At 72.1% G+C, this 17,910-nt stretch carries 17 protein-coding genes; 11 read left to right on the plus strand and 6 right to left on the minus strand.

The annotated features are described in order from the left end of the window. Window positions 1–34: 34 nt before the first annotated feature. The gene (locus ACF1DX_RS29780) at window positions 35–658 is read right to left on the minus strand and encodes a DedA family protein (RefSeq protein WP_391794346.1); all 624 of its coding nucleotides are present in this window, start codon (window positions 656–658) and stop codon (window positions 35–37) included. Between the two features lie 47 nt (window positions 659–705). Continuing rightward, the gene (locus ACF1DX_RS29785) at window positions 706–1,479 is read right to left on the minus strand and encodes an MBL fold metallo-hydrolase (RefSeq protein WP_391794217.1); all 774 of its coding nucleotides are present in this window, start codon (window positions 1,477–1,479) and stop codon (window positions 706–708) included. Window positions 1,480–1,561: 82 nt separating this feature from the next. Here ACF1DX_RS29785 and ACF1DX_RS29790 point away from each other — a divergent pair, with 82 nt between their 5' ends. Together ACF1DX_RS29790 and ACF1DX_RS29795 are read left to right on the plus strand one after the other, a co-directional pair. Next, a complete protein-coding gene (locus ACF1DX_RS29790) occupies window positions 1,562–1,963 on the plus strand; it encodes a hypothetical protein (RefSeq protein ID WP_391794218.1) in 402 nt (133 codons plus the stop codon). A gap of 100 nt (window positions 1,964–2,063) precedes the next feature. Further along, window positions 2,064–4,139, plus strand: a complete 2,076-nt coding sequence (locus tag ACF1DX_RS29795) for a phage holin family protein (protein WP_391794219.1) — start codon at window positions 2,064–2,066, stop codon at window positions 4,137–4,139. 173 nt (window positions 4,140–4,312) lie between these two features. On the opposite strand, the gene tnpA is transcribed toward ACF1DX_RS29795, so the two are convergent. Then, complete coding sequence (gene tnpA / locus ACF1DX_RS29800) at window positions 4,313–4,786, minus strand: IS200/IS605 family transposase (RefSeq protein WP_391794220.1); 474 nt, start codon at window positions 4,784–4,786, stop codon at window positions 4,313–4,315. Between the two features lie 77 nt (window positions 4,787–4,863). Here tnpA and ACF1DX_RS29805 point away from each other — a divergent pair, with 77 nt between their 5' ends. From ACF1DX_RS29805 to dnaK, 4 genes are all read left to right on the plus strand, one after another. Then, a complete protein-coding gene (locus ACF1DX_RS29805; RefSeq protein WP_391794347.1) occupies window positions 4,864–6,090 on the plus strand; it encodes an RNA-guided endonuclease InsQ/TnpB family protein in 1,227 nt (408 codons plus the stop codon). Window positions 6,091–6,330: 240 nt separating this feature from the next. Then, window positions 6,331–6,759, plus strand: a complete 429-nt coding sequence (locus tag ACF1DX_RS29810) for an OsmC family protein (RefSeq protein WP_030856337.1) — start codon at window positions 6,331–6,333, stop codon at window positions 6,757–6,759. An 80-nt stretch (window positions 6,760–6,839) separates the two neighbouring features. Continuing rightward, window positions 6,840–7,571, plus strand: a complete 732-nt coding sequence (locus ACF1DX_RS29815; protein ID WP_391794221.1) for a glycerophosphodiester phosphodiesterase family protein — start codon at window positions 6,840–6,842, stop codon at window positions 7,569–7,571. A 93-nt stretch (window positions 7,572–7,664) separates the two neighbouring features. Then, a complete protein-coding gene (dnaK, locus tag ACF1DX_RS29820) occupies window positions 7,665–9,539 on the plus strand; it encodes a molecular chaperone DnaK (RefSeq protein ID WP_391794222.1) in 1,875 nt (624 codons plus the stop codon). Window positions 9,540–9,558: 19 nt separating this feature from the next. Here dnaK and ACF1DX_RS29825 read toward each other — a convergent pair whose 3' ends face one another. The 3 genes from ACF1DX_RS29825 to ACF1DX_RS29835 form a co-directional block, all read right to left on the minus strand. Next, a complete protein-coding gene (locus tag ACF1DX_RS29825) occupies window positions 9,559–10,374 on the minus strand; it encodes an SAM-dependent methyltransferase (protein WP_391794223.1) in 816 nt (271 codons plus the stop codon). A 56-nt stretch (window positions 10,375–10,430) separates the two neighbouring features. Then, window positions 10,431–11,294, minus strand: coding sequence for a helix-turn-helix domain-containing protein (locus tag ACF1DX_RS29830; RefSeq protein ID WP_391794224.1), 864 nt, complete (start codon window positions 11,292–11,294; stop codon window positions 10,431–10,433). A gap of 172 nt (window positions 11,295–11,466) precedes the next feature. Beyond that, window positions 11,467–12,288 carry a helix-turn-helix domain-containing protein gene (locus ACF1DX_RS29835; RefSeq protein ID WP_391794225.1) on the minus strand — a complete coding sequence of 274 codons (822 nt, stop codon included), beginning with the start codon at window positions 12,286–12,288 and terminating at the stop codon, window positions 11,467–11,469. Between the two features lie 142 nt (window positions 12,289–12,430). Between ACF1DX_RS29835 and ACF1DX_RS29840 the strand changes: the two genes are divergently transcribed. The 5 genes from ACF1DX_RS29840 (at window position 12,431) to ACF1DX_RS29860 (ending at window position 17,702) form a co-directional block, all read left to right on the plus strand. Then, window positions 12,431–12,736 carry a 4a-hydroxytetrahydrobiopterin dehydratase gene (locus ACF1DX_RS29840; RefSeq protein WP_391794226.1) on the plus strand — a complete coding sequence of 102 codons (306 nt, stop codon included), beginning with the start codon at window positions 12,431–12,433 and terminating at the stop codon, window positions 12,734–12,736. Window positions 12,737–12,741: 5 nt separating this feature from the next. After that, window positions 12,742–13,515, plus strand: coding sequence for a class I SAM-dependent methyltransferase (locus ACF1DX_RS29845; protein WP_391794227.1), 774 nt, complete (start codon window positions 12,742–12,744; stop codon window positions 13,513–13,515). A gap of 38 nt (window positions 13,516–13,553) precedes the next feature. Next, on the plus strand, window positions 13,554–15,425 hold the full coding sequence (locus tag ACF1DX_RS29850) for a rhamnogalacturonan lyase (protein ID WP_391794228.1): 1,872 nt from the start codon (window positions 13,554–13,556) through the stop codon (window positions 15,423–15,425). A gap of 130 nt (window positions 15,426–15,555) precedes the next feature. Continuing rightward, the gene (locus tag ACF1DX_RS29855) at window positions 15,556–15,777 is read left to right on the plus strand and encodes a hypothetical protein (protein WP_391794229.1); all 222 of its coding nucleotides are present in this window, start codon (window positions 15,556–15,558) and stop codon (window positions 15,775–15,777) included. Between the two features lie 14 nt (window positions 15,778–15,791). Further along, window positions 15,792–17,702, plus strand: coding sequence for a BTAD domain-containing putative transcriptional regulator (locus ACF1DX_RS29860; protein ID WP_391794230.1), 1,911 nt, complete (start codon window positions 15,792–15,794; stop codon window positions 17,700–17,702). Window positions 17,703–17,910: the final 208 nt, after the last annotated feature.

Here is a 17,910-nt window from a genome sequence, read left to right on the forward strand (position 1 = left end):
GCACCCCGGCCTGACCCGGGCCGCCCCCGGGATCTCACCCGGTGGCCGTTCCCCGCAGTCGCCGCCACAGCCCCGGGGCCACACTGATCAGCACCGTCAGCACGATCGCCGCCAGGACGCCCTGCCACGGCCGGTCGAACAGCGAACCGCCGAGCACCCCGATCAGCTGGTACGTGGCCGCCCAGGCCAGACAGGCCGGCAGATTGCCCCGCACGAAGCGCCGCACCGGCCACTTGGCGACCAGACAGGCCAGCATCACCGGCAGCCGCCCGGCCGGGACCAGCCGGGACAGCACCAGCACCGCCACCCCGTGGTCGGCGAGCTTGTGCTGCGCCTGTGCCAGCCGGTCCTCCGGGGCGCGCTCCCGGATCGCCTCCAGCCAGCGGGAGCCGTTCCTCGACCTCATCCCGCGCCGCCCCAGCCAGTACAGCGCGATGTCCCCGAGGAACGCCGCCAGGGACGCCGTCACGAACACCAGCGCCATCGAGAGCGGCGCCGCCCGGTGGAAGGCGACCACGGCCGCCGAACTGACCAGCGCGCCCGTCGGCACCACCGGCACCAGCGCGCCGATCAGCACCAGCAGGAACAGCGAGGGGTAGCCGACGGCCTGCTGGGTGAACTCGGGCGCCACGGCCGGTACGGAGGCCGACGCGGCCACCGACGACAGGGACGCGCCGGCCGCCCGGCCCAGGGCGGCGGGAAGGATCACCGCGCGACCTCCAGGCGCACGCGCTCCCCGTGCTCCAGCCGGTGCACCGACGCGCCGGGCGCGTGCCGGGCCGCCTGCCGCTCGAACTCGTGTCCCGGCGCGTGGAACTCGTGCGGGCGCACGGCGTCCATCCCGATCGGCCAGTACGTGCCGTAGTGCACCGGCACCGCGCTGGACGCCCCCAGCCGGGCCAGCGCCTCGGCCGCGCGCCCCGCGTCCAGATGGCCCTCGCCCAGGTACGGACCCCAGCCGCCCACCGGGAGCAGCGCCACGTCGACCGGCCCGACCTCCTTGGCCATCTCGTCGAACAGGCCGGTGTCCCCGGCGAAGTACGTCCGCGCCTCGCCCTCCAGGACGTAGCCGAGGGCGGGGGAGCGGTGCGGCCCGACCGGCAGCCGCCGCCCGTCGTGCCGCGCGGGCACGGCCCGTACGACCAGTCCGCCGACCCGCGTCACATCGCCGGGCGCCACCTCGCTCACCCCGAGATGCGTGAGCCGGCGCAGCCCCGGCACCGCGCGTGGTGCGCCCCGGGGCACGAGCAGGCGCGTACCCGGGGCGAGCCGGGCCAGCGACGGCAGGTGCAGATGGTCGGCGTGCAGATGGGAGACCAGGGCCACGTCCGCGTGCCGGGCCTCGGCCGGCGGCACCGCACCGCGCCGGCGCCGCAGATGCGCGAGCCGGCGGGCGAACAGGGGGTCGGTGAGCACACGGGTGTGCGAGTCCTCGATCGTGCAGGTGGCGTGACCCCACCAGGTGACCTCCACCGGCACCTCTTCCGCCCCCTTCGCGCGACTCCCCGAAGCCTACGCGCAGGAGTAGGGTCGGCGGCGAAACCGGAGGTGAGGGGGCGCCATGGGGCCGGTGCGGGTGACGGCGATCGCGAGTCTGACGCCGCTGGAGGAACTGGACGCCGATCCCTTCCTGGTGGACTCCCGCGGCCAGCACGCCATGTGCGCCCGCTGGGCCGCCGAGCACGGCTATGTGGTGGCCCGGGAACTCCTCGTACGGGGACTGCGGCCCGACCACGGTGCGCTGTGGGACGGGGTGCGGCCCGGGGCCGATCTGTTCGTGGCGCCCAGCCTGCGGGTACTGGAACGCGCGCTGTCCTCCGTGGAGGAGTTCACGCGGGAGTGCGCGCGGCGCGGGGTGCGCGTGGAGACGGTCGGCCGCGCGGAACCGTCGTACGACGCGGAGATGAAGGCCCGTGTGCACCGGCGGCTGTCGCTGCCGACGGCCGGGTACGACGGCCGCTGAGCCGCGGACGGCCCGCGCGACCGGGGACGAAACGCCCCGTCCGGCCGTTGTGACAGGGTGGGGAAGGGCCAGGTCGGCCGGGACGTGAGGTGCGCGGGGCGTGGGTGGCGGGCGGTGGCGACGGGTCGCCAGTCAGATCGGGCGGAGTGTCGCCGTGTGGGCGGTCTCCACCCTCACCATGCTGCTGCTCGCGGGCATCCTGCCCGACTTCCGGCTGCGCTCGGCCGACGGCGACAGCGCCACGGACATCGCGGTCACCGCCGCTTTCGGCGCCGGAGCCTTCGGTCTGCTCTCCGCCCTGGTCTGGCCGCTGCTGGTGCGTCTGCTGCTGCTCGTGCCGGCGCTCGTCCTGGGCCTGCTGGTGTTCTTCCTCAACGGCGCCCTGCTGTGGCTGGCGCTGCACGTCACTCCGGTCGAACGCGGCACCGCGGCCCCGGAGACGGCGGTCGTGGTCGCCGCCGTGATGTCCGCCGTCGCCTCCGCCACCGGCGCCGCCCTGGCCGTACGCGACGACGACGCCTACCGCCGCCGCCTCTACCGCCTCGCCGACCGCAGACGGGGCTCCGCCCCGCCCTGCCCCGCCACCCCCGGCACCGTGTTCCTGCAACTCGACGGCGTCGGCCACGACGTGCTGCTGGCCGCCGTCGACAAGGGACTGATGCCCACCGTCGCCCGCTGGCTGGGCACCGGCACCGGCGGGGACCGCCCCTCCCACCGCCTCACCCCCTGGCGCACCGACTGGTCCAGCCAGACCGGCGCCAGCCAGCTCGGCATCCTGCACGGCAGCAACCACGACGTCCCCGCCTTCCGCTGGTACGAGAAGGCCCGCCGCGAGGTCATGGTCTGCAACCGGCCCACCAGCGCCGCCGAACTCCAGGCCCGTGCCATCGAGTACTCCGGCCACGCGGGACTGCTCGCCACCGACGGCGCCAGCCGCGGCAACCTCTTCAGCGGCGGCGCCGGCGAACAGGCCCTGGTGCTCTCCATCGCCACCCGCCGCCGCGGCCCGGCGGCCCGCTCCCGCGCGGGCTACTTCGCCTACTTCTCCGACCCCGCCAACGCCGTGCGCACCGCGCTGTCCTTCGTCGCCGAGGTGGGCCGGGAGATCGGCCAGTCCACCCGGGCCCGGCTGCGGGAGCAGCGCCCGCGCGTCTCGCGCGGCGGGCTCTACCCGTTCGTCCGGGCCTTCGCGACCGTCGTCGAACGGGACGTCGTCGCCGCCGCCGTGACGGGCGACCTGCTGGCCGGCCGCACCGCCGTCTACGCCGACCTGGTCGCCTACGACGAGGTCGCCCACCACTCCGGTCCCACCAGCCGGGACACCGACAAGGTCCTCCAGCGCCTCGACCGCGCCCTCGCCCTGATCGAGAACGTCGCCGAGCACGCCCCCCGCCCCTACCGGATCGTCGTCCTCTCCGACCACGGACAGAGCCCCGGCGAGACCTTCCGCTCCCGCTACGGCCTCACCCTCGGCGACCTGGTGCGGGCCGGCTGCGGACTGCCCGTGCCGCGCCGCGCCGGGCGCACCCACAGCGGCGCCGAGGCCCGCGCCGCCGTCCGCGCGGCGCTGCGCCGGCCCGTCGAGGAGGGCGCCGGGCAGTACCGCCCCTCGCGCGGCTCCGAGCCGATCGTGCTCGCCTCCGGCAACCTGGGCCTGGTCTCCTTCCCGGACGTACCGCACCGGATGACCAAGGAGGAGATCGACGCCCGCCACCCCGCGCTCCTCGCGACCCTCGCCAACCACCCCGGCATCGGCTTCCTCCTCGTCCGCAGCGAACGCCACGGCGGGGTCGTCCTCGGCGCGTACGGTGCGGAGATACCGCTGGACGAGCTGGACGACAACCCCGGCCCGCTGGCCGCGTTCGGCCCCGGCGCCGCCGACGCCGTGCGCCGCACCCACACCTTCCCGCACACCGCCGACATCATGGTCAACTCCTTCCACGACCCCGCCGACGGGGAGGTCCTCGCCTTCGAGGAGCAGATCGGCTCCCACGGCGGCCTCGGCGGCGCCCAGTCCCGCCCCTTCCTGCTCTCCCCCCTCGCGCTGTCCGCACCCGTCCACGACGGAGCGGACCTCACCGGCGCCGAACAGGTCCACCGGGTGCTGCGCCGCTGGCTGACCGAGTCGGACGAGGCGGAATCGCCCGCGGTCCCGGACCAGGAGCGCGCGGCCTGAGCCGGGCCGCGGGGCCGTTGTACGTCCGTACTCTCAAGAGCGGGTGATTGGCAGAAATTTGCGTGGCCACCGTAACCGAAGTGAGTCTGCTGGGCACCCAGCCCGCCCGGAGAGCCTAATCAGCGTGCCGCAGACCCGGGACGGCTGCTCGGCGCTTTGCCCGCCGGACGCGATCACCCGCGATGAGCCGCACTGTCGTTCCTGGGTGCGCTCAACGCAGCCACTTCGCGCGCGCAGCAGGTGTTCTGCTCTGATCTTGTCAGTGGTCCGCCCTTCAGGGGGGTGAAGGCCATCCTTGAGCCGGACCGGAAGTGTTCGCTCCACAGGTACCGGCGGACATGGTTGTCGTACTCCTGACGGAGCCTGCGGGAGCTGACGCCTTTGAGGGAGTTGACCAGTTTGGAGAGCTGGGCTTTCGGCGGGTAGTGCACGAGCAGGTGGGCGTGGTCCTGTTCGTCGTTGAACTGCTTCAGTTCGGCCTCGAAGTCGGTGCAGACCTCCCGCATGATTTTTTCGGTGCGGGTCAGTATGACGTTGGTGAACGCATTCCGCCGGTACTTCGTGACAAAAGTCAAGTAAATGTGCAGGCTATGGACAACGTGGCGACCGGTTCTGACATCGGGATCAGGGTTCCAGCGCGGCGACATAAACCGATGCTAGGTTCTCGATTGTGAGGCAAGGCATCCTGGTCAAGCGGCAGTTCGGGCATCGCGCCCGGCTTTCGCTGTCTCCTGCCGGAATTCGTGCAGCGGATGATCAGGCACACGCGGCCCGCACCCTGTGGAACCTGCTCCACGCGTGGTGGCAGATGATGCCGAAGGAGAAGCGGACTCTCGCGAACGCGGACGCCGCAATCCGCCAGGCCCGCAAGGACATCGACTTCCTGACCGTCCTGCCCGCGCAGGCCGCGCAGACGGTACTCAAGACGTACTTCCAGGCGTGGAAGAACTGCTGGGAGCACCGTGCCGACGCCCCGAACTTCAAGGGTCGCTTCCGTACGGTGATGTCCGTGGACATCCCGCAGGGCCGGGACCTGAACATCACCCGTGTGCACCGCCGCTGGGGCATGGTCAACGTTCCCAAGGTGGGACGGGTCCGCTTCCGGTGGACCAAAGACCTGCCCGTGGGCAAGCGCGCCGACGCGGAGAACCGGATCACCGGGGCCCGGCTGGTCAAGGACGCACTCGGCTGGCACATCGCCTTCCGCGTCCAGACCCTTCAGGACAAGCCCGAACCCCACCCGGGCCCGGACATCGGCATCGACATGGGCGTCACCGTGCCCCTGGCCCTCTCCGACGGCGAAACCTTCGAGCACGGCGAGTGGCTGACACAGAAGGAAAAAGCCAAGCTCCTGCACCTGGAGCAGCGCGCCGCGCAGCGCAAGAAGCACCGCAGATCCGGCGAAAGCACCAGCCGCCGGCTGCACCGCACCTACGACCGGATCGCAGGACTGCGCGCGAAAGCCAAGCGCCGGGCCCTGGACTGGCAGCACCGCACGACCACCGTCATCGCCCGCACCTACGGCACCGTCGTGGTCGAAGCACTCACCATCACGAACATGGTCACATCGGCCAGGGGAACCATCGAGGCACCGGGGAAGAACGTCGCCCAGAAATCCGGACTGAACCGCTCCATCAGCGGGGAGGCATGGGGCCGCACGGTCACCATGCTGACGTACAAGACCGCCCGGCTCGGCGGCACCCTGGTCAAGGTCTCCGCCCCTGGCACCTCTCGACGTTGCTCCGCCTGTGGTCTCACCACACCTGGCAGCCGGGAGTCCCAGGCCGTGTTCGTATGCAAGAACCCGGACTGCGGCTGGTCGGGCAACGCCGACCACAACGCGGCCCGGAACGTCCTGCACCTGTACCGGACGGGCCTCGCGCTCGTCCCGGCTGCCGGGAGGGCAGTCGTCAGGCGCGCCAAGCGCGTCAAGCCTGCTACCGCAAGGTAAGCAGGAATCTCCCGGCCTTCAGCCGGGAGAGCACTTCAATCGCTGATCCTGACCGCCACGCCTCGCCGCATCGGCGACTCTGATCCCGCGGGGCGCGCGGCTGCCGTTCACCGCGAGGGGGCCCGTCTTCCGGGTGAGCTGAGCCGTGATGTGATCGGATGGGGGCGGGCACCCGGTGATCCGGGCGCCCGGACCGAGCACCGCCGGACACACGGCCGGACATTTTCGAAAGGATGCGTCATGGCAGCCACGCGCTCCGCACACACCGTTTGGGAAGGCAGTCTCTTCAAGGGCAGCGGGGTCGTCGCCTTCGACTCCTCCGGCAGCATCGCCGAGCAGCCGGTCACCTGGGCCTCGCGGGCCGAGGAGGCGAACGGGAAGACCAGCCCGGAGGAGCTGATCGCCGCCGCGCACTCCAGCTGCTTCTCGATGGCCCTCTCCAACGGTCTCGACAAGGCCGGCACCCCGCCGACCAAGCTGACCACCTCCGCCGACGTCACCTTCGTGCCCGGTGAGGGCATCACCGGCATCCACCTCACCGTCGAGGGCACCGTCCCCGGCCTGGACGAGGCCGGTTTCGTCGCCGCCGCCGAGGACGCCAAGGTGAACTGCCCCGTCAGCCAGGCACTGAAGGGCACGAACATCACCCTGACGGCGAAGCTCGCCTGACCCGCTCGCCGCACCGCACCACCGCAGGCCGCTCCCTCCCGGGCGGCCTGCGGCACGTCCCGCCCCGGAGCCGCACCACCATGACGCCACGCCCCGCCGTCTCCGCCCACCAGGGAGGATCCGAACGCGCCGCCCCGGCGACCTGGGAGGCGTACCAGGACGCGCTCGCGTCCGGCGCGGAGTACGTCGAGTTCGACGTACGGCGCACGGCGGACGGGGTCTTCGTCGTCCACCACGATCCCCGCGTACGCCGCACCGGCCCGCCGCTGTCCACGCTCACCCACGCCGAGCTGAACGACCGCGCCGGATACCCCGTGCCCGTCGTGGACGAGGTCATGGAGCTGGTCGCCGGGAAGCTCGTCGCCCATCTGGACCTCAAGGAGACCGGCCACGAGCGGGAGCTGATCGACCGCGCGGTCGCCCTGCTCGGCGAGGACGGACTCGTCGCCACCACCCTCGAGGACCGCTCCGTCGCCGCCCTCACCGCCGCCCGCCCGCGCGTGCGCACCGTGCTGTCCCTCGGCCGGGACGGCAAGGACATCGGCCGGGGCCGGCTGGTGCGGACCCGGATCGGCGAGCTGCTGCCCCTGCGCCGCGTCCGCGCCTGCGGCGCCCACGGCGTCGCCGCGCACTGGCGCCTGGCCCGCGCCGGCGTGCTGCGCGAGGCCGCGCGGGGCGGGCTGTTCACCATGGTGTGGACGGTCAACGAGGACGCGGCGCTGCGCGGCTTCCTCGGCGATCCGCGCGTGGACGTGCTGATCACCGACCGTCCCCGCCGTGCCGTGGCCCTGCGCGATCACCCCTCCCGTTGACCGTTGACAACCATCCGCTCAAACTATTGACAACAAGCCGCTCAAGTTTTGTGCTGGAAGTCCGGAGAGGTGCCCTGACGGAAGGGGACAGCGATGGGACGTGCGGTCGGAATCGACCTGGGAACCACGAACTCGGTGGTGGCCGTGCTGGAGGGCGGTGAGCCCACCGTCATCGCCAACGCGGAGGGCGCCCGGACCACCCCCTCGGTGGTGGCCTTCGCCAAGAACGGCGAGGTACTGATCGGCGAGGTCGCCAAACGGCAGGCCGTGACGAACGTCGACCGCACCGCCCGCTCGGTCAAGCGGTACATGGGCGACGCGCACTGGCGCTTCCCCGAGCAGGGCTCCGTCGACGGCACCCGCTACACGGCGCAGGAACTGTCCGCCCGGGTGCTGCAGAAGCTGCGCCGGGACGCCGAGTCCTACCTCGGCGAGGACGTCACCGACGCGGTCATCACCGTACCGGCGTACTTCGACGACACCCAGCGGCAGGCCACCAAGGAGGCCGGGGAGATCGCCGGCCTGAAGGTGCTCAGGATCATCAACGAGCCCACGGCGGCGGCCCTGGCGTACGGCCTGGACAAGGAGAACGACCACACCGTCCTCGTCTTCGACCTGGGCGGCGGCACCTTCGACGTGTCGCTGCTCGACATCGGTGAGGGCGTCATCGAGGTGAAGGCCACCAACGGCGACACCCACCTCGGCGGCGACGACTGGGACCAGCGCGTCGTCGAGTACCTCGCCACACGCTTCAAGGGGCAGTACGGCGTCGACCTGGCGCAGGACAAGATGGCGGTGCAGCGGCTGCGGGAGGCCGCCGAGAAGGCGAAGATCGAGCTGTCCTCGTCCACCGAGACCACCGTCAACCTGCCCTACATCACCGCCTCCGCCGAAGGCCCCCTGCACCTCGACGAGAAGCTCACCCGCGCCCAGTTCCAGGAACTCACCGAGGACCTCCTGGAGCGCTGCAAGAAGCCCTTCCACCAGGCCGTCAAGGACGCCGGCGTGCAGCTCTCCGCCATCGACCACGTCATCCTGGTCGGCGGCTCCACCCGGATGCCCGCCGTCACCGACCTGGTCCGCGAACTCACCGGCAAGGAGCCGCACAAGGGCGTCAACCCCGACGAGGTCGTGGCCCTCGGCGCCGCCCTCCAGGCGGGCGTCCTGCGCGGCGACGTCAAGGACGTGCTCCTCCTCGACGTCACCCCGCTGTCCCTGGGCATCGAGACCAAGGGCGGCATCATGACCCGGCTGATCGAACGCAACACCACGATCCCCACCCGGCGTTCGGAGATCTTCACCACCGCCACCGACAACCAGCCCTCGGTCGGCATCCAGGTCTACCAGGGCGAACGCGAGATCGCCGCCTACAACAAGAAGCTCGGCGTCTTCGACCTCACCGGTCTGCCCCCGGCCCCGCGCGGCGTCCCGCAGATCGAGGTGGCCTTCGACATCGACGCCAACGGGATCATGCACGTCTCCGCCAAGGACCTCGCCACCGGACGCGAACAGAAGATGACCGTCACCGGCGGCTCGGCCCTCCCCAAGGACGACATCGACCGCATGATGCGCGACGCCGAACAGTACGCCGAGGAGGACCGCAAACGCCGCGAGGCCGCCGAGACCCGCAACCAGGCCGAACAACTCGCCTACCAGACCGAGCGGTTCCTGCGGGACAACGGCGACAAGGTGCCCGGCGGGACCAGGGCCGAGGTCGAGTCGGCCGTCGCGGAGGTGAAGCGGCTGCTGGAGCAGGAGTCCTCCGACACGGCCGGACTGCGCGCCGCCGTCGAGAAACTCGCCTCCGTCAGCCAGAAGATGGGCCAGGCGATGTACGCGCAGGCCCAGCAGACCCCCTCGGAGGGCACCGCACAGCACACCTCGCCGCAGGACGACGACGGCGTCGTCGACGCGGAGATCGTCGACGACGACAAGGACACCGGCCGGCGCGAGGACGGCGCGGCCTGACCGCCGTACGCCGCACCGGTCAGGGCTTGCGGGCGACCCCCGCGTACACCGGCACGATGCCCTCCGCCTGCGCCGCCACGTCCTCCGCCTCCGGACGCCACCCGTGTACCGGGATCACTCCCGGGCCCAGCAGTTCGAGCCCGGTGAAGAAGCGGGAGAACGCGGCCAGCGAGCGCGGGTGGAAGGGCGTACCGCCGCGCCGGAAGTGCTCGGCCGCCTGCCCGACGGCCTCGGGGTTCAGATCGGGCGTGACCTGGGAGAGGATCAGGAAGCTGCCCGGCGCGAGCGCGGCCGTGTACCGCTCCAGCAGGCCGTACACGTCGTCGCCGTCCGGGTCGTCGTCCAGGTAGTGGGTCAGCGCCACCAGCGACAGCGCCACGGGCCGGCCGAGGTCCAGCGACTCGGCGGCCCGGCGCAGCAGCGTGTCCGCGTCCCGCACATCGGCGTGCACGTACCGCGTGCTGCCCTCGGCGGTGCCGTGCAGCAGCGCCTCGGCGTGCCGCAGCACGATCGGGTCGTTGTCCGCGTACACCACCCGGGCCTCCGCGGCGACGCCCTGCGCCACCTGGTGCAGATTGGGCTCCGTGGGGATGCCCGTGCCGATGTCCAGGAACTGGCGTATCCCCGCCCCGGCGACGGTGCGCACGGCCCGGTGCATGAACCGGCGGTTGGCCCGCGCCCCGCGTAACACCGTGCCGTCCGCCGCGAGGATCCTCCGCGCCAGTTCCTCGTCGACCGGGTAGTTGTCCTTGCCGCCGAGCCACCAGTCGTAGACCCGGGCCGGATGCGGCCTGCTGGTGTCGATGCGGGCGGGCGCGGCGTCGGATCCGGTCATGGGCGGTCTTCTCCTCATGGGTCGAAAGGATGCGAAGGCCTGCTCGGGCGCGCGGCTCAGTAGTGCTCGCGGCACTCCCGCAGCAGTTTCTCGGTGCGCTGTGCCGAGGCCGCCCGCGCCGTCATGTGGTCCAGGACCTCCAGGTGCGCCGACACCTCCTTGCGGGAGTCCAGGTACAGGGCGCCGGTCAGATACTCGGTGAACACCATGTCCGGCAGCTCCGGCTCGGCGAACCGGAACAGCGAGAACGGCGCGTACGTCCCCGGGTGCGGGCCGTCCGCGAACTCGGCGATCTGCAGCGTGATCCGGTCCCGCGCGGAGTACTCCAGGAGCTTGTCGAGCTGGTCGCGCATCACCCGGCCGTCGACGCTCACCGGACGCCGCAGCACCGTCTCCTCCATCAGCACCCACAGGTGCGGCGGATCGGGGTGCTCCAGCAGCCGCTGGCGCTCCATGCGCAGCGCCACGTGCCGCTCGACCACGTCGGGTCCGATGGTCCCGATCGTCCCGGCCTCCAGCACGGCGCGCGCGTACCCCTCGGTCTGCAGCAGCCCCGGCACGAAGTGCGGCTCGTAGGAGCGGACGATGCGGGCGGCGCCCTCCAGGCTCACGTACATGCTGAACCACTCGGGCAGCACGTCGCCGTACCGCTGCCACCAGCCCGGCCGGTTCGCCTCCTCGGTGAGCTCGACGAACGCGGCGGACTCGGCCTCGGGCACCCCGTAGGCGCTCAGCAGCAGCTGGACGTACGGGATCTTCAGCGCGACCTCGGCGGTCTCCATCCGCCGTACGGTCGCGGGCGCCACCCGCAGGACGCGGGCGGCCTCCTCCCGCGAGAGGCCCGCCGCCTCCCTCAGTTCCTGAAGCCGCCTTCCCAGGACCACCTGGCCCACGGTGGGTGCGGCCCGCCGCTCACTCACGCCACGCCTCCCCAACGCGCCCGGGCATGCGCTCAGTCTGTCATGTTCTTCCGACACTCTCACGAGTCGCAGGTGACCGCCCTGTTCCACCGGTCCTCCGGTCCTCGCCGCATGACCCGGGAGGCGTACGGCCCGAGAGGCGATCGACCCGGCCCCTACGGGGGACGAAGCGTCAGATCAGCCAGGACCGGAGGTACTCGGCCGTCGCCGGGTCCGCCGGGAGCAGGGTTTCCACGGCCAGCTCGGCGACGGTCACGTCCATGGGCGTGTTGAACGTGGAGATCGACGACACGAACGACAGCGTCCGTCCCGCGTGCTCGATCACCATCGGCAGCGCGAAGTACGCCACGGGACCGGCCGGTTCCTCCGGCCGGCCGGAGGGTTCCTCCGGTACGGGGAACGCCGCCACCTCGTCGTACAGCGCCCGCAGCCGCTCCGAACGGTGCAGGGCGATGTGCCGTCGCATCTGCTCCAGCAGGTGCCCGCGCCACTCCCGCAGATTCCGGATCCGCGGCGCCAGCCCCTGCGGGTGCAGGGTGAGCCGCACCGCGTTCAGCGGCGGCGTCAGCAGGGGCTCCGGGACGCCGTCGAACAACGCCATGACCCCCCGGTTGGCCGCCACGACGTCGTACATCCCGTCCACCACCAGCGCCGGATACGGCTCGAACCCGCTGATCAGCCGCTCGATGCCGTCGCGCACCACCCCCAGCGCGGGATCGTCCAGCGGGGTCTCCGGGTAGTACGGCGCGTAACCGGCCGCCAGCAGCAGCGCGTTGCGCTCCCGCATCGGCACGTCCAGGTGCTCGGCCAGCCGCAGCACCATCTCCTCGCTGGGCCGGGAGCGGCCGGTCTCGATGAAACTGATGTGCCGGGCGGAGGAGCCGGCGCGCAGGGCCAGCTCCAACTGGCTGACCCGCCGCCGCTCCCGCCAGGCGCGCAGCAGCGGACCCACGCCCCCGGTGCGGGAAGCGGTACCGGACGTGACAGTGGTCATGCCAGGACGGTAATCGAGAAACGGCCGTACCGGGGCGCCGCCCGCTTCCGGCCGGGGCCCCGGGAAGCCTTCTGTGGCAGCCTGGGAGTCCCGCACGAGATCACGGGATCACGAGACCCGAACCGGCGAAGGAGCGCAGCCCATGCCCGTCGAACCGCTGTCGCAGAAGGAGATCGAGGAGCGGCTGGCCGAGCTGCCGGGCTGGTCGCTCGACGGTGACCGGCTCACCCGCTCCTACCGGCTCGGCTCGCACGTCGCGGCGACGGCGATGGTCGTCCACATCGCCCAGGTGCAGGAGGAGCTCGACCACCACTCCGACCTCACCCTCGGCTACAACACGGTGACCCTGTCCGTGCACACCCACAGCGCGGGCGGCGCCGTCACCGAGAAGGATTTCGAGCTCGCCCGCAGGGTGGAGGACCTGGCCCCCGGCCACGGTGCACACTGAGGCGCGTGCTGGACTACGACGAGGAAGCGGAACGGTACGACGTCCTGCGCGGCGGGGAACCCCGGGCGGCGGCCGCCGCGGAGGCCGTGCTGAGCCTGGTACCGGCGTCGGCGCGGGAGCTGCTGGACGTGGCGTGCGGCACCGGCATCGTGACCCGGCGGCTGGCCGCCGCCCGTGCCGGTCTGCGGGTGACCGGCGCCGACCTCTCCGAGGCGATGACCCGGATGGCCGTCGCCCGTCTGCCGGGCGCGGTGGTCCGCGCGGACAGCCGCCGACTGCCCTTCGGGGACGCCCGGTTCGACGCCGTGGCCAGTGTGTGGCTGCTGCACCTGTTGGCGGGACCCGAGGACGTACGGGCGGTCGTCGCCGAGTGCGCCCGCGTGCTGCGGCCCGGCGGGGTGTACGTCACCACCGTCCACAAGGGTGCCTCGCACAACGTCGGCAGCGACATCGACGCGGTCCTCGCGGCCCGTCCGCGCAGCCCGGTCCCCGACGGCCCCGACACCGTCGACGCCTGCGCCGCGGCCCACGGTCTGCTGCCCGCGGGGGAGGCCCGCTTCCGGGGGCACGGGCAGGGCCGCAGCCCCCGCCGCACCATCGACGACCTGCGACGCGGCTGGTTCGTCACCCTGCCGCCGGGTGAACCGGTCGCCGAGGAGTTCGCCGCCCGGCTGGCCGAGCTCCCCGACCAGGACCGGCCCCGCCCCGACCCGGTGTTCACTCTCCGGGCGTACCGGAAGCGGGAGGACGGCAACCCGGAGCACCCCGGCGGCGACTGAGGGGCGGAACCCATCCGTCCCCCCAGGAGGTCCGTCCCGTGACCCACCCCCACAGGCACCGCGGACGCCGTCTCGCCCTGCCCGCGGCACTCGCCGCGGCGGCGCTGGCCGGCGCCGGTCTGACCGCGCTGTCGGAGGCGCCCGCCGAGGCCGCCACCGCACGGCAGGTCGAGAAGCTGGACCGCGGCGTCGTCAGCGTGTACACCGGCAGCGGCAACCTGGTCGGCTGGCGCTGGCTCGGCACCGACCCGGACAGCGTCGCCTTCAACGTCTACCGGGCCGGCACCAAGGTCAACTCCAGCCCGATCACCGGCTCCACGACGTTCTTCCACCCCGGCGCGCCCTCGCACGCCGACTACACCGTCCGCGCGGTGGTGAACGGCACCGAGCAGGGCGACTCGGTGCACGCCATCCAGTTCCGCACCGGTTACAAGGACGTGCCGATCAGCGCCCCGTCCGGCGGCACCACCCCCGACGGCGTCTCGTACACCTACGAGGCCAACGACGCCTCCGTCGGCGACCTCGACGGCGACGGCGCCCTCGACATCGTGCTCAAGTGGCAGCCCACCAACGCCAAGGACAACTCCCAGTCCGGCTACACCGGCAACACGATCGTCGACGGGATCAAGCTGGACGGCACCCGGCTGTGGCGCGTCGACCTGGGCCGCAACATCCGCTCCGGCGCCCACTACACGCAGTTCCAGGTGTACGACTACGACGGCGACGGCAGGGCCGAGGTCGCCATGAAGACCGCCGACGGCACGAAGGACGGCACCGGCGCGGTCATCGGCAGTTCCTCCGCCGACCACCGCGACTCCAGCGGGTACGTCCTGTCCGGCCCCGAGTACCTGACGATGTTCGACGGGCAGACCGGCAGGGCGATGGGCACCGTCGACTACGTCCCGGCCCGCGGCACCGTCTCCTCCTGGGGCGACTCCTACGGCAACCGCGTCGACCGCTTCCTCGCCGGCACCGCGTACCTGGACGGCGCCCGCCCCTCCCTGATCATGGCGCGCGGCTACTACACGCGCACGGTGATCGCGGCCTGGGACTGGCGGGGCGGCCGGTTCACCCGCCGCTGGACCTTCGACACCGACTCCTCCACCAACAGCGGCAAGGGGTACGACGGTCAGGGCTCCCACGCCCTCTCCGTCGGCGACGTCGACAACGACGGCCGGGACGAGATCGTCTACGGCTCGATGGCCGTCGACGACAACGGCAACGGCCTGTGGACCACCAGGACCGGCCACGGCGACGCCCAGCACCTCGGCGACCTCGACCCGTCGACGTCCGGCCTGGAGTACTACAAGGTCTCCGAGTCCACGAGCCGGCCCGCCGCGCTGTACATCGACCCCGCGAACGGCACGGTCCGCTGGAAGCTCTCCGCCTGCTGCGACAACGGCCGCGGGGTCGCGGGGGACATCTGGTCCGGCAACTCCGGCCCGGAGATGTGGTCCTCCTCCGACGGCGGCATCCGTGACGAGGGCGGCGCCACCAAGGGCCGCAAGCCCTCCTCCGCCAACTTCCTGTCCTGGTGGGACGGCGACCCGGTCCGCGAACTCCTCGACGGCACCCACGTCGACAAGTACGGCACGTCCTCCGACACCCGCCTGCTGACCGGCTCGGGCGTCTCCTCGAACAACGGCACCAAGGCCACCCCGGTCCTGTCCGGTGACATCCTGGGCGACTGGCGCGAGGAGGTCGTCTGGCGCACCGGCGACAACAAGAACCTGCGCATCTACTCCACCCCCCACGACACGGACCGCCGCATCACCACCCTCCTCCACGACACCCTCTACCGCACGTCCCTGGCCTGGCAGAACACCGCCTACAACCAGCCCCCGCACACCGGCTTCTTCATCGGCGCGGACATGCCGACACCGCCGAGGCCGGCGGTGTTCACGCCCTGACGTCCGGCGGGGGAGAACCGTGTGACGCTTCTGGGGCGTGCCGGGAACCACGGCCTGTTCCCGGCACGCCCCTGCCGACTCCGGCAGGGCCGCCGCTCGAGACGGCCGCCCGGCGGCCGGGTGCGCTGTCGTGGTGCGGGCACTGGTCCGCAGCGAAGCGTCGGCCGACAAGGCCGCGGCCCTCGGCGCGCATCCGGTGCGGGGCGAGTTGACCGAGCCGGCCGGCTGGCAGGACGCGGCGGCAGGCAGCGACGTACTGTTCCACCTCGCCGCCGACGCAGGTGCCGCCGTTCCGGCTCCGCGTGGCGGCCTCGCCGACCGGGCCGGAACGGGGCGGGCACGAGAAAGATAGGGTGCGGTCGCGTGATGCGTCTTGCGGTTCTCGGTCCTGTCCGTGCGTGGCGGCGGGACGAGGAGATCGATCTCGGTTCTCCACAGCAGCGTGGACTGCTCGCGCTGCTGCTTCTGCATGAAGGGCGCCCCGTGGCGACCGAGGCGATCGTGGAGGCCTTGTGGGGTGAGCACGGGCCTCGCGGCGCTCGGGGCACCGTTCGCACGTACGTCTATCGTCTGCGCCCGATTCTCGGCGACATGGCGGTCATCGAATCGACCGGCAGTGGTTACTGTCTCACGGTTCGTGACGGGACCCTCGACCTGAGGAGGTTTCGGGAGCTGGCCGCGCGGGCTCACCGGGCACGCCGTGACGGCGCCGCGGCGCGTGCCGCCGACCTCCTGCGTCAGGCCCTCGGCACATGGCAGGGACCGGCCCTGTCGGGTGTCCGGGGCCCCTTCTTCGAGCTCGAGCGTGATCGGCTGGAGGAGCTGAGGCTGGCCGCCCTGGAGGAGGTTTTCGATCTCGAGCTGGAGGCCGGCGGGCAGTCCGATCTGACGTCCGAGATCCGGGCAGCCGTGAGGGAGCACCCGCTGCGGGAGCGGCTGCACGAACAGCTCATGCTGTCGTTGTTCCGTGCCGGCCGCCGCGCCGAGGCTCTGGCCGCCTTCCAGCACACACGGCGGCTTCTGCGGGAAGAGCTGGGTGTGGACCCCGGGCCCGCACTTCGCTCTCTGCACAGCCGTATCCTGCGCGAGGCCGAGGACGCGCCCGCCCCCGCGGGCCGCGAGCTGTCCTCGCCCCTCGCGCCCGCGCCGGTTCCGGCTCAGCTCCCGGCCGACCTGGCGGTGTTCACCGGACGCCGCGCGGAGATCGCGGAGCTGTCCTCGACACTGCGTGATGCCGCGCACGCTCCGGTCGTCGGCATCACCGGCCTGGGCGGGATGGGCAAGACGGCGCTCGCCGTCCACGTCGCGCACACCCGGCGGCATCTGTTTCCCGACGGGCAACTCTTCGCCGACCTCGGCGGCTTCAAGGATCCGGTCGGCCCGCTGGACGTACTCGGCCGGTTCCTGCGTGCGGTCGGGGTGTCGCGGCTGCCGGCATCGCTGGACGAACGTGCCGCGTTGTGGCGTACGACGGTGTCCGGCCGTCGCCTGCTGATCGTCCTGGACGCGGCGACCAGCGGTGAGCAGGTGCGCCCCCTGCTGCCGGCCTCCCCGGGCTGTGCCGTCGTCATGACCGGTCCGCGCCGCATCATCGACCTGCCCGGCATCCCCTGGCTGCGTCTCGGCGTCCTGCGGCCCCAGGACGCGTTGCACCTGCTCGCCGCCATCTCCGGGACCCGGCGGGTGTTCGCGGAGCGGGAAGCGGCCAGTCGCCTGGTGCAGGCCTGCTCCTACCAGCCGCTCTCGGTGCATGTGGCGGCCGCCCGGCTGGATGCCCGGCCGTCGTGGACGATCGACCAGATCCTGGCCCAGCTCGAAGACGATCTGCGCCTGCCGGTCGTCATGCACGAGGACTGCAAGATCGTCGACAGACCGTTCCGTGAGGCCCAGGCACGCATGGACACCTTCCACCGCGACGCCTTCCACCTCACCGCCGTTCCCGACTGCGGCCGGCTGGACGCCGCCATGGCTGCGGCCGTGCTCGACCTGCCCGTCAGCGAAGCCACTGCCGTCATGGAAGCCCTCGTCGACGCTCATGTGGTGGAGACCGGCGAGAACGGCGGCTACCACTTCCTCGGGCTCGTCAAGGCGTTCGCGCGACGCCAGGCCCTCAACGGGCTGGGACACGAGCACTGCCAGCAAGCGCTGCACCGGCTGCTGCATCACTGCCTGACCGGCAAGAACACGGTCGGTGAGAAGGACCTGCGCGCGGTACTGGACCAGATCACCGATCTTCCGGACGCTCTCGCGGACAGGGTGTCGCTCTCGCTGCCCTGATTCCCGCAGCGGCCGCGCGAGGCGACGCACCCGCACAACCCCCGCGTCACCCGCGGTGAGAACGCACGGAAGACCACCTGCGTCCCGTGGGTGAAACGCCTCGTCGACGCGCCGTCGACGCCACGTCGACAGGCGCTCGATGCAATGCGCACATGCTCGATTCACTCACGCGCGCCGGTTTGGCAGCGCAGATCACCGGGCCCGTACT

This window comes from Streptomyces sp. NPDC014676 (genome assembly GCF_043084105.1).
Classification (GTDB): Bacteria; Actinomycetota; Actinomycetes; order Streptomycetales; family Streptomycetaceae; genus Streptomyces.

Excerpts from the sequence above, each read along its gene's own strand:
- ACF1DX_RS29840 (WP_391794226.1), top strand. The coding sequence starts at position 12,431 with ATGCCCGTCGAACCGCTGTCGCAGAAGGAGATCGAGGAGCGGCTGGCC.
- ACF1DX_RS29835 (WP_391794225.1), bottom strand. The coding sequence starts at position 12,288 with ATGACCACTGTCACGTCCGGTACCGCTTCCCGCACCGGGGGCGTGGGT.
- ACF1DX_RS29815 (WP_391794221.1), top strand. The coding sequence starts at position 6,840 with ATGACGCCACGCCCCGCCGTCTCCGCCCACCAGGGAGGATCCGAACGC.
- ACF1DX_RS29790 (WP_391794218.1), top strand. The coding sequence starts at position 1,562 with ATGGGGCCGGTGCGGGTGACGGCGATCGCGAGTCTGACGCCGCTGGAG.
- ACF1DX_RS29860 (WP_391794230.1), top strand. The coding sequence starts at position 15,792 with ATGCGTCTTGCGGTTCTCGGTCCTGTCCGTGCGTGGCGGCGGGACGAG.
- dnaK (WP_391794222.1), top strand. The coding sequence starts at position 7,665 with ATGGGACGTGCGGTCGGAATCGACCTGGGAACCACGAACTCGGTGGTG.
- ACF1DX_RS29825 (WP_391794223.1), bottom strand. The coding sequence starts at position 10,374 with ATGACCGGATCCGACGCCGCGCCCGCCCGCATCGACACCAGCAGGCCG.
- tnpA (WP_391794220.1), bottom strand. The coding sequence starts at position 4,786 with ATGTCGCCGCGCTGGAACCCTGATCCCGATGTCAGAACCGGTCGCCAC.
- ACF1DX_RS29810 (WP_030856337.1), top strand. The coding sequence starts at position 6,331 with ATGGCAGCCACGCGCTCCGCACACACCGTTTGGGAAGGCAGTCTCTTC.